The 1243-nt window shown below is 65.9% G+C and carries 1 protein-coding gene; it reads right to left on the reverse strand.

Translation table 11 applies throughout. The annotated features are described in order from the left end of the window. On the reverse strand, positions 1-1178 hold a 1178-nt coding region (locus tag BLW05_RS35240; RefSeq protein ID WP_093169586.1), incomplete at its 3' end, for an arginine deiminase. Positions 1179-1243 lie beyond the last annotated feature (65 nt).

Consider the following 1243-nt stretch of genomic DNA (forward strand, 5'->3'; position numbering starts at 1 on the left):
TGCTTGCGCAGCAGCGTGTTCGTGTACGTGTTGCGGTCATACGCATAAACCACGCCCGGCGACGCGCACACCAGGTTCGCGCCGCTGTCCCACTGGGTGCGCTCGCGCTGGTAGTCGCTTCCGCCGGCTTCCACGACGCGCATCTTCTTGAGGCCCAGCGCCTCGGTCACCACGTCGACGAAGGGCTTCTTCTCGTTGCGTAGCTCGACCCCGCTCGCGTGCTCGCTGGGGTAGTACGAGAAGGTGCTGGTCTTGTTCATGAAGTCCGGCGCAAGCAGGACGCAGTCGCGATCGGCGAAGGTGAAGACCGTGTCCAGGTGCATCGCCGCACGGATCTTGGGCATCGCCGCGACGATCACGCGCTTCGCCGCGCCCTTCTTGAAGAGCGTGGCGGCCAGCTGGCTGATCGCCTGCCGCGAGGTGCGCTCGCTCATGCCGATGAGCACGACGCCCTTTCCGATCGGCATCACGTCGCCGCCCTCCAGCGTGGCCAGGCCGTGGTCCTGCGTCGGATCGCCCCACCACACGTTGACCTTGCCGGCGAAGTCGGGATGGAACTTGTAGATCGAGGTGGTGAGGATGGTTTCCTCGTGCCGCGCGGGCCAGTAGAGCGGGTTGAGCGTCACGCCGCCATAGATCCAGCAGGTGGTGTCGCGGGTGTAGAGCGTGTTGGGCAGCGGCGGCAGCAGGTACTCGGTGCCGCCGGCGGCTTCCTTGGCGACCTTGAGCGCCTCGCCGCCATGGGCCTCGGGAAAGTCATGGGTGGAGAGGCCGCCGATCAGCGTCTCGGCCAGCTCGCGGTTGCTCAGGCCTTCGAGGTAGCTGCGCAGTTCGTCGATGAAGCCCAGGCCCACCTGGTTGGGCACCACCTGGTTGTCGAGGATCCACTTCTTGCCCTCGGGAACCGCGACCGTCTCGGCCAGCAGGTTGTGCATCTCCAGGACTTCCACGCCGCGGTCGCGCATCTTGGTGACGAAGTCGAAGTGATCGCGCTTGGCGTTCTCCACCCACAGCACGTCGTCGAAGAGCAGCTCGTCGCAATTGCTCGGGGTCAGTCGCTGATGCGCACGGCCGGGCGCGCACACCATGACCTTGCGCAGCTGCCCGACTTCGGAGTGAACGCCGAGGGCTGGGGTCTTCGTGTCGCTCGCCGCACTCGCCGCACTGGATTTGGCCATGTATGTCTCCTGTCAGATGGTGATGGCGCCCGTTGCCAGGCTGTAGATGCCGACGACCGCGCCGA

Origin of the sequence: Variovorax sp. YR216 (assembly GCF_900107745.1) — a bacterium.
Taxonomy (GTDB): domain Bacteria; phylum Pseudomonadota; class Gammaproteobacteria; order Burkholderiales; family Burkholderiaceae_C; genus Variovorax.